This window comes from Corynebacterium aquilae DSM 44791, from assembly GCF_001941445.1.
In the GTDB taxonomy this organism is placed as follows: domain Bacteria; phylum Actinomycetota; class Actinomycetes; order Mycobacteriales; family Mycobacteriaceae; genus Corynebacterium; species Corynebacterium aquilae.
Genome location: NZ_CP009245.1, coordinates 2,306,108 through 2,315,691, shown reverse-complemented (window position 1 = coordinate 2,315,691; position 9,584 = coordinate 2,306,108). Strand labels below are relative to the sequence as shown.

General features: G+C 62.8%; 11 protein-coding genes and 1 pseudogene. 8 read left to right on the top strand and 4 right to left on the bottom strand.

What is annotated here, in order from left to right; translation table 11 throughout:
• Positions 1-60: 60 nt before the first annotated feature.
• Positions 61-1,377 (bottom strand): nicotinate phosphoribosyltransferase, encoded by a 1,317-nt coding sequence (locus CAQU_RS09805; protein WP_425429694.1) that lies wholly within the window; start codon positions 1,375-1,377, stop codon positions 61-63.
• 226 nt (positions 1,378-1,603) lie between these two features.
• Here CAQU_RS09805 and clpS point away from each other — a divergent pair, with 226 nt between their 5' ends.
• The 8 genes and pseudogenes from clpS to rdgB all read left to right on the top strand — a co-directional run.
• On the top strand, positions 1,604-1,957 hold the full coding sequence (clpS, locus tag CAQU_RS09800; RefSeq protein ID WP_245797254.1) for an ATP-dependent Clp protease adapter ClpS: 354 nt from the start codon (positions 1,604-1,606) through the stop codon (positions 1,955-1,957).
• 9 nt (positions 1,958-1,966) lie between these two features.
• Complete coding sequence (locus CAQU_RS09795) at positions 1,967-2,518, top strand: DUF2017 domain-containing protein (RefSeq protein WP_075727315.1); 552 nt, start codon at positions 1,967-1,969, stop codon at positions 2,516-2,518.
• Between the two features lies 1 nt (position 2,519).
• Positions 2,520-3,524 (top strand): P1 family peptidase, encoded by a 1,005-nt coding sequence (locus CAQU_RS09790; RefSeq protein ID WP_075727313.1) that lies wholly within the window; start codon positions 2,520-2,522, stop codon positions 3,522-3,524.
• Positions 3,525-3,637: 113 nt separating this feature from the next.
• A complete protein-coding gene (locus tag CAQU_RS09785) occupies positions 3,638-4,288 on the top strand; it encodes a rhomboid family intramembrane serine protease (protein ID WP_169836039.1) in 651 nt (216 codons plus the stop codon).
• Positions 4,289-4,417: 129 nt separating this feature from the next.
• Positions 4,418-5,272 carry a glutamate racemase gene (gene murI, locus CAQU_RS09780; RefSeq protein ID WP_075728668.1) on the top strand — a complete coding sequence of 285 codons (855 nt, stop codon included), beginning with the start codon at positions 4,418-4,420 and terminating at the stop codon, positions 5,270-5,272.
• A gap of 162 nt (positions 5,273-5,434) precedes the next feature.
• A complete protein-coding gene (locus CAQU_RS09775; protein WP_075727311.1) occupies positions 5,435-6,202 on the top strand; it encodes an MBL fold metallo-hydrolase in 768 nt (255 codons plus the stop codon).
• 207 nt (positions 6,203-6,409) lie between these two features.
• A complete protein-coding gene (rph, locus tag CAQU_RS09770) occupies positions 6,410-7,147 on the top strand; it encodes a ribonuclease PH (RefSeq protein ID WP_075727309.1) in 738 nt (245 codons plus the stop codon).
• Positions 7,148-7,167: 20 nt separating this feature from the next.
• Positions 7,168-7,794: pseudogene (rdgB, locus tag CAQU_RS09765) on the top strand (RdgB/HAM1 family non-canonical purine NTP pyrophosphatase); the annotation flags it as partial.
• 301 nt (positions 7,795-8,095) lie between these two features.
• Here rdgB and CAQU_RS09760 read toward each other — a convergent pair.
• The 3 genes from CAQU_RS09760 to CAQU_RS09750 form a co-directional block, all read right to left on the bottom strand.
• Positions 8,096-8,479 (bottom strand): hypothetical protein, encoded by a 384-nt coding sequence (locus CAQU_RS09760; RefSeq protein ID WP_075727307.1) that lies wholly within the window; start codon positions 8,477-8,479, stop codon positions 8,096-8,098.
• A 208-nt stretch (positions 8,480-8,687) separates the two neighbouring features.
• Positions 8,688-9,038: a DUF3817 domain-containing protein gene (locus CAQU_RS09755; protein ID WP_075727305.1), complete on the bottom strand. Its 351-nt coding sequence runs from the start codon at positions 9,036-9,038 to the stop codon at positions 8,688-8,690.
• A gap of 70 nt (positions 9,039-9,108) precedes the next feature.
• Complete coding sequence (locus CAQU_RS09750; RefSeq protein ID WP_245797253.1) at positions 9,109-9,570, bottom strand: hypothetical protein; 462 nt, start codon at positions 9,568-9,570, stop codon at positions 9,109-9,111.
• Positions 9,571-9,584: the final 14 nt, after the last annotated feature.

Here is a 9,584-nt window from a genome sequence, read left to right as displayed (position 1 = left end):
GGTGTGGGCGCCGCAGGATTCCTGCGACGCCCATCCGGTTCTGTTGGTGTGGGGAAGTGGCTAGTCGCTGAAGCCGACGAAGCGGGTGGACAGGGCCGGCTCGTCGCGGGATAGGGCGAGGCCTTCCCAGGGCAGCGACACGAGCTGTTTCGCAAGGTGCATGCGGGACTGATGAATATCGGGCAAACCGTCAACGGTGCGGCCGTCGCGCATCAGCGGCACGCTGAGTTCGCGTTGTTCCAACGAGCCGGTGTCGGGGGCGGGAGCGTTGAAGGGGCGCACGACTTCTTCAACTGCGGTGCCGGTTGCGCGGTGCACGCGCATGCCACGCTTGGCGCCGCCAATGCTCTTTTTGTTGCGGGAGCGTTTGGCGACGGGGTTGCCGTCGACCTCGACGAGCTTGTACACCATGCCGGCGGTGGGAACCCCGGAGCCGGTGACCAGGGAAGTGCCGACGCCGAAAACGTCTACTGGGTCGCCGCGCAATCCGGCGATGGTGAATTCGTCCAGGTCGCTAGACACGACGATTTTCGCGTTGGTGGCACCGAGGCTGTCGAGCTGTTTGCGCACCTGGCGGGTGAGGACGCCAAGATCGCCGGAGTCGATGCGCACGCCACCGAGTTCCGTGCCGGCCACCTTCACGGCGGTCTCTACACCTTTGGTGATGTCGTAGGTGTCGACCAGCAGGATGGTGTCTTTGCCGAGGGCTTCCACCTGGGAGCGGAAGGCGGCCTCCTCATTGGGGCTGCCGTCCGGGTTGACGTGGGCCAGCGTCCAGGCGTGTGCGGCCGTGCCGGATGCAGGGATGCCATAGCGGTGGGCGGCTTCCAAGTTGGAGGTGGCGTCGAAGCCCGCGAGATAAGCGGCGCGGGAGGCGGTCACCGCGGCGTATTCGTGGGTGCGGCGCGAGCCCATTTCGATGATCTGGCGACCATCGGCGGCAGTGACCATGCGGGCGGCCGCGGAAGCGATCGCGGAATCCGCGTTCATGATTGACAAAATCACGGTTTCCAGGATCACGCACTCCGCGAAGGTGCCGCGCACCGTCAACACAGGGGAGTAGGGGAAATACAACTCGCCCTCCGCATAACCATCGACCTGGCCGCGGAAACGGTAGTTGCGGAGAAACTCGCGGGTCCGGTCGTCAAGGAAATCCATGCCGGCGAGCTGCTCGTCGGTGAACACGAAGTCCTCGATGGCGCGCAGGACGCGGGCGGTGCCGGCGACCACGCCATAGCGGCGTTCGCCGGCCAGGCGGCGGGTAAAGACCTCAAAGGTGCACTCCCTATCGGCGGTGCCGTCGGCGAGGGAGGCCATGAGCATGGTCAGCTCATACTTGTCGGTCAAAAGGGCTGTAGAGCGGTGACGTTCATTCACGGGAACCATCGTAGGGCTTGAACACCACTTGGTGCACGAAAGCACCCGGTTTTCACCACCCCCGCGCCGTAGCTACGGGCCTCGCCGTGGGGGTGCCCGCCCGGGGCGGGGGAGGGGCTGCGCAGGTGCGAGGTGGGGCAACAGAACAAACCATAAGAATCGGTTATCTTTTGCGCCGCAAAGCGGATTCGTGGCTAAGTGCCCATAACGCGGTTAGCATAGGGGTATGTATATGCACGCACACCTGCCGCGCCTTGTCGGCGGCGCGCCCATCACCGCCGGTGGTTCCCCGATGGCCACCCCCGACGTTGTGGAGGACGTAGCTGTGGAAGTCACCACAGCCGAAAACCTGCCCTGGTTGTGCATCGTCTGGGATGACCCCGTCAACCTCATGAGCTACGTGACCTACGTCTTCCACACGGTCTTGGGATACGACAAAAAACGCGCCCAAGAACTCATGATGAAAGTCCACGTCGAAGGAAAAGCCGTCGTGTCCTCCGGCGAGAAAGACAAAGTCGAAGCTGACGTGAAAAAGCTGCACACCGCCGGCCTGTGGGCCACCATGCAGCAAGGAGGCTAAAGACACACCATGAAAAGCTGGAAACGCAAACGCGGCCTGAGCCGCGCCGCCAAATACACCACCACCTTCGAACCCGTGGAACGGGAAGTCCTCGCCGACCTCGCCGCCACCGTCTCCGAGGCACTGATCCGGCGCTGCCAATCGGCCCCCAAAGACGAACTCGCCGAACTCACCGGCATGCCCTCCGGGCATAAAGAACCCCCCAAAGAAAAAGAACTCGCCCGCCTCCTGCCCAACTTCGAACGCGACGGCGACGAAGAATACGAAGGCGACAACCAGCTGCTGCGCAGCCTGCACGAAACCGACATTTGTGCCGCCAAGCTGGAACACCTCAACCTGATCATCTGGGCACTCGGCGAGCAAGGCTCCGAAACGGTAGTGATCACCGAAGACGAAGCCCACGGATGGTTACAAGCCCTCAACGACGTTCGCATCTACCTGGCCTCCAGCGACGTACAAGACGGGCCGGGCCCGCATTCGGCAGAAGACCGCGACGTCCTCGTCGACTGGTTGGGCTTCAACCAGGACAGCCTGCTGCAAGCCATGATGGGAGATCTCTGACGTGACAGCGCCCGCGCACAGTGACAACCACCGCCTCGGACTAGCCGCTGTGCCCGGCATCGGCGTCGGCCACACCAGCGCAGGCGACACCGGCTGCACCGTCGTCGTCGCACCGGCAGGCGCCTACGCCGCCGTCGACGTCCGTGGCGGCGGGCCCGGCACCCGCGAAACCGACCTGCTCGAAGCCCACAACACCGTCGCCCAAGTCCACGCCGTCCTCCTGTCCGGCGGCAGCGCCTACGGACTCGCCGCAGCCGACGGCGTCATGGCGCAACTCGAAAAAGCCGGCATCGGCTTTCCCGTCCTCGGCCCCGACAAACCCGGCCCCATCGTGCCCATCGTCCCCGGCGCAGTCATCTTCGACCTCCTCGTCGGCGACCCCCAACACCGGCCCACCCGCCACGACGGCGCCGCCGCCACCCGCCAAGCACTAGCCGACCTCGCCCAGCGCGACCCGCACACCACATCCCCCCACCCCGCAGCGCGCGGCAGCATCGGCGCCGGCTGCGGCGCCACCGCCGGAAAAATCCGCGGCGGCTACGGCACCGCCAACACCACCATCGGCGACTATGTGGTCGCCGCCGGAGTCGTCGCCAACCCCGTCGGCCACGTCGTCGACCCCCACACCGGCCAGCTCTACGGCGACCCCACCATTACAGTCGACCCCGCCGCCTACGCCGACCTAGAATCCCTCGCCACCAAACTCAACACCACCATCGGGGTGATCGCCACCAACGCCCCCGTCACCAAAGCACAAGCCCGCCGACTCGCACTCACCGGCCACGACGGACTCGCCCGCGCAATCCGCCCCGCCCACTCGCCACTCGACGGCGACACCCTCTTCGCGCTGTCCACCGGCGACGGCAGCGGAGTAGACGTAGACCTCCTGGGCCAGTTGTGCGCCGCAGCAGCCGACATGGTCGAAGCCGCCATCGTCGACGCCGTACTATCCGCCGAACCAGGCCTTAACACCGCCTGCCTGGCAGACATCCGCACCACCACCTAACACCCGCCCCGGGATAGCCGGGAACACCAGCGGGTGCCCGCAGCGTTAAACCCAGGACAAGGAAAAAGGGCACACAAAACGTGCCCCTACCCCAACCCACGAGGGAACACACCGTGACTTTTCAGCAGCCACCGTTGCCCACCACCCCCACCCGCCCCCAAAACCACAAACCCCAACGCCTCAAAAGCGCTGCCGCCATCGCCGTAGGCTACCTCGTCGTGCTGTGGGTGATCTACGGGCTGGAAATCCTCTTCGGGCAATCCGCCCTCAAATTCGGCGTCCACCCCCTCGACGTCACCAGCCTGCCCGACATCTTCACCGCCCCACTCCTGCACGGCAGCCTGCAACACCTAATCTCCAACAGCATCCCCGGCGCACTCTTTGCCTTCCTCATCGCCCTATCCGGCAAACGCGCCTTCTTCCAATCCACCCTCATCATCGCCATCATCTCCGGGCTGGGCGTGTGGCTCATCGGCGGACCCAACAGCGTGCACATCGGCGCCTCCGGAGTGATCTACGGGTGGCTTGCCTACCTCGTGGTGCGTGGCTGGTTCAACAGCAACCTACTGCAGCTCATCCTCGGCGTCGTCCTCGGACTGTCCTACACCGGCTGGATCTGGGCACTACTGCCCACAACCCCAGGAGTGAGCTGGCAATACCACCTCTGCGGCGCAATCGGCGGCATCATCGCAGCCCGCCTCATGGGAACCCGACCAAAGAAAACAACCCCCGACACCACCACCCCCGCCCAACCCGCCTGGTAACCGCCAAACAAAAACAACCAGCCGGCAAGAAAGCCGACAGGCAAGCCGACTAGCGTGGTGAGCAACACCACCAGCGCCACCACCAGCGCAGCCAAAAACACACAACACGTGGGAAGCGACGCAAGCGAAGTGAACACACCCGAAGACAAAAAAGTCACCGCACCAGGGCCGATCGGGCCCAACTCACCCATCGGAGTATTCGACTCCGGCGTCGGCGGACTCACCGTAGCCCGCACCCTCGTCGACCAACTACCCCACGAATCCATCATCTACATCGGAGACACCGCCCACGGCCCCTACGGCCCACTGAGCATCTCCCAAGTACGCCAACACTCCCAAGACGTCGCCGATGAACTCGTCGCCCGCGGCTGCAAAATGATCGTCATCGCCTGCAACACCGCAACCGCAGCATTTCTCCGCGACGCCCGCGAACGCTACGACGTGCCCGTCATCGGAGTGATCCTCCCCGCCGTGCGCCGCGCAGCAGCCACCACCCGCAACGGCAAAGTCGGAGTCATCGGCACCCAAGGCACCGTCAACTCCGGGGCCTACCAAGAACTCTTCGAAGCCATCCCAGCCGTCGAATGCTACGCCCAGCCCTGCCCCCGCTTCGTCGACTTCGTCGAACGAGGAATCACCTCCGGCCGACAAATCCTCGGCGTCGCCGAAGCCTACGTAGAACCACTCCAAGCCGCCGGAGTAGACACCCTCGTGCTCGGCTGCACCCACTACCCACTCCTATCCGGCGTCATCCAACTCGCCATGGGCGACCACGTCACCCTGGTCTCCAGCGCAGAAGAAACCGCCAAAGACGTCGTACGGATCCTGTCCACCACCGACATGCTGGCAGAACCCACCGACACCCCACCCACGCGCAGCTTCGAATCCACCGGAGACCCCGAACTCTTCGCCGCACTCGCCGGCCGCTTCCTCGGCCCCCACATCACCTCAGTCAGCCAAGTCTCACCCAACCCAGCCAACTAAAACCACCCACCCCAACCCCACTACCGACCCGCTCAGCAGGGCAGTTCCCACCACCACCCCAGCCAATGTCGCCCAGCCCACGAAGCCAAGATCAGCGTCATCTGCGCCATAGTCCAGGCGGTTAGTTAGCGAAAAGAGCAGTTGCCGTGGCACGATAGCCGCATGAAAGTACGGATCCTCGGATGCTCTGGCAGCGTGGCGCGCCGGGGCAATCCCGCATCCGGTTACCTGGTGACCTCTGAGGGAATGTCTGATGTGGTCATGGATTTAGGGCCTGGTGCGTTCGCGGAATTGGCCAGCGTGGCTAATCCTTCCGATGTGCATGTGCTGTTTTCCCATTTGCACCCGGATCACTGCATGGACTTCCCATCTTTGCTGGTGTGGCGCCGATTCCACCCGCAGCGCCCCAGCACCGGCCGGAATCTGTGTTACGGCCCGGAAGCCACCTTTCGTCATCTGGGCCGCCTGAGCGCGGATCACCCCGACGAGATTGACGACATGTCGGACACTTTCGCTTTCACCCCGTGGCGACATGGGGAAAAAGTCATGGTGGATCGCCTGTTTGCCACTCCTTTCCGGGTAGTGCACCCGATTGAAACCTTTGCGTTGCGGCTAGAGGAACCCAAAACCGGCAAAGTGCTGGCGTTTTCGGGGGATTCCGCGGTGACGGATGCGTTGGTCGATGCGGCGCGTGGCGCGGACGTATTCCTGTGCGAGGCCACCTGGGGAGATTCCAGCGCAGGAAAACCGCCGGCGATGCACCTTTCCGGCGCGGAAGCAGGAGCTATCGCCCAGGAGGCCGGTGTGAAAACGCTGGTGCTGGTGCACATTCCGCCGTGGACCGACCCGGCCGATGCGGTCAACGCTGCCCGTTCCACCTTCGATGGGGAGATCATCGTTGGCGAATCTGGCACCGTGATCGAGTTTTAGATCACCTGTTCGCCGTGAAGCCCTGCCCCGTTAAAAATGGGGCAGGGCTTTCGGTGTTTCAGGGCAGTTCAGCGCAACGCAACGGTGGCTGCTGGGCTAACACTTGGCGGGGGTGGGGTGGTGCAAGGGGTGCGCTGTGACGTGGGTTTTTATGCGGGGAATTTTTCTTATTCGTGATGGGTGTGTTTGGCCATTACGATGAGGGGCATGACTGATTCTTCTTCCTTTGTTCGCGCCGATGGTCGCCACGGCCTCGAGATGCGCCCCGTGCGCATTACCCGTGGTTTCACGACGAATCCGGCTGGCAGTGTGCTGGTGGAGTTCGGCAACACTCGCGTGATGTGCACCGCGAGCGTGGAGGAACGCATTCCGCGTTTCAAGCTGGGCAGCGGCGAGGGCTGGCTGACCGCTGAGTACTCCATGCTTCCGGCGGCCACCCACGAGCGCATGCCGCGCGAGTCGATGCGGGGAAAGGTCAAGGGTCGCACCCACGAGATTTCACGTCTGGTGGGGCGCAGCTTGCGCGCCGCCATTGATTTGAGCCAGCTGGGCGAGAACACCATTGCGATTGACTGCGATGTGCTGCAGGCCGATGGCGGTACCCGCACGGCCGCCATCACGGGCGCCTATGTGGCTTTGGCTGACGCGGTTGCCGAACTCAAGCGCCGCGGGGTTCTCACCGGTCAACCCTTGCGCCAGCCGGTCGCTGCGGTCAGCGTCGGCCTGATTGACGGGCGGGTGTGCTTGGATCTGCCTTATGAGGAGGATTCCCGCGCCGAGGTCGACATGAACGTCATCATGACTGATTCTGGCCAGTTCGTGGAGGTTCAGGGCACCGGTGAGGCTGGCACGTTTAGCCGGGAGCAAATGAATGAGCTTCTGGATGCGGCTGAGATTGGTTGCCGACAACTATTTGAGGCGCAGGCTGCTGCGCTGGCTGAATAAGGGGAGTTGTTTTTTCAGACATGTTGCTGCATGTTGCAACGCACAATGTAAAAAAGCTCAAGGAGCTCAACCGCGTCATCAAGGATGCCGGCATTGAGGGCATTGAGCTGGTGTCCAGCGAGGATTTGCTGGGCTACCCGGAGCCGGTCGAGGACGGCCGTACTTTTGCCGATAACGCGCTGATTAAGGCCCGGGCGGGTGCGAAGGAAACGCACCTGGTGACCTTGGCTGATGATTCCGGTTTGGCGGTCGACGAGTTGGGTGGCATGCCGGGCGTGCTGTCTGCCCGGTGGTCGGGCAAGCACGGTGATGATGAGGCCAACAATGAGCTGTTGTTGGCGCAGATGGAGCATGTTCCGCTGAAGCGCCGCAGCGCTCAGTTTGTTTCCGTGTGCGCGGTGGTCACCCCTGATGGGGATGAGTACTTGGAAAAGGGCGTGTGGGAGGGCCGCCTGGTGCGCACCCCGGTCGGTGACAATGGGTTTGGCTATGATCCGTTGTTTATCCCGGCGGAGGAGGATGCACGCGTGGCGGATCTGGACGAGCGTCCCCGTACCTCCGCGGAGCTTTCCGCTGCGGAAAAGGATGCCTTGTCCCATCGTGGCAAGGCATTGCAGGCGCTGGTTCCGGTGTTGCGGGAGCTGGCCGAGAAGTACACGGAGGACGGATCGGCGGTGAGCGCTCGCGCTGATGAGGAAGATCAGGAGGAGGAGCAGTCTCCGATTGAGGTTGTCTCACCAGAGCAAGCCGAAGAAGAAAAGGCCTCCAAGCAGGCCGAGGAAGCTGCCGCGGATGCGGATTCCGCGCCGGTATCTTCACCCGACACCACCGTGGAAGGGATCACCGCGGCGGGGGAGGACAAGGCTTAAGCCTGAAGCAGCCCGTTTGCGAGCTTTTCGAGCCGGGGTCGAAGCGTTGACAGTGTGCAACGGTTCGACCCCGGCTGCGTTAGTTTTTCTCCCCGGTGTTGAGCCAGTGGATGAAGCGGTCGTTGCCGACGAAGGCGAGGTAGATGATGAAGGGTATGGCCAGGGCGACCAGCGAAAGCCCGCCGTCGCGCCAGGAGATCGCCCACAGGAAGTAGGCGATAAACAGGGCGTCGTAGGAGTCTTTGAGCAAGGTGGACGCTGGGGTGGTGCGGGCTGCGGAACCGTAGCGGATGAGCATGAAGCCGGTGACCAGTGCGGCGAGTGCTGCGCAGAGTTTTTCCCACCAGCTGCTGGCTGTGAACAGGGATTGGCCGGCGGCGCTAAAGATGGCGAGGCTGTGTCCGCTAAACCAGATGGCGCAAAAGACTTTTTCGCGAAGGGTGATGGGGGAGGTGGCTTGCATGTTCGTCCTCGAAGGCACTGGTGGCCGGGCGGGTGCTCGGCAACAACACATCATTTGATAGTCATACTAACACTTAACAGGTAGGTTTACTGTCACTTTGGGGGTGTGGATCCCATCGCCCGTGCGGCTTAAGGCTTGCAGTGGAGAGAGGGTATGAAAAAACCGGCCTGTGCGGGTGGACGCAGGCCGGTCACGGTGGTGTTGGAGATTAGGGCAGCTGGAAGGCGGCTTTTACTTCCTTGGTGCGGACGTGCTCAGCCCAGAAGGAGAGGAAGGGGATGGTGCCGGCCAGTGCGGTCAAAATCCACTTGGTGGGCTCCCAGCGGGCCTTAGTGCCCAGGTTCACGGTGGCCGCCAGGTAGAGCACGTAGAACAGTCCGTGAACCTGGCCGATGTAGAACGCCCACTGGGGCAGATCCATCTTGAATCCGTAGTCCAGGATGAGGCGACCGGTAAGAACCAGCAGCCACACACCGGTAACCCAGGCAGCGATGCGGAACAGTTTCAGGGCGTCAGCGACGCGCTTTTGGCGGGCGGGAGTAACGGTGGGGGTGCTCATGCGGTGGGATGTCCTTGAGTTTTTGCAGGATGCGGGGTGGGAAGAGAAAACGGGTAAACGAACTGCTGGGCTAGCCAATATCGTCGGCCGCGGGCCCGCGACGGCGAGTCGGCCTATTCATGGCATTGAATTCCTCCACGCTGACAGCCTTGCGCTGTGGGAGAAAATCCTCATCAATCTGGGTGATCTCGCCTTTGGCTTTCATCTCGCGGGTCACCGGGGCTTCATCGCTTTCCTCCAGATCGTCCTCGTAGGCGAGAACCTTGCGGTAAGCGATGATGGCAACCACGCCATAGACCGGCCACTGTAGGGCGTATCCCAGGTTTTGGAAGGAGCCGTTTCCGGATTCGAAGCGGGTCCATTGCCACCATGACAGGCCAAGGCAGGCTGCAAAGACCAGCGCCAGCAAGACCAGGTGTGCTGGCTTGGGTTTGCGGCGGGTCTTTGATGTGGTGCTGCCTGAGGTGTCGTTTACTGTCACATCGGTTGAGTCTACCTGGCGCTCCCGGTGGTCGTAAGCGGGGATTGACATGAATTGATGTGCTT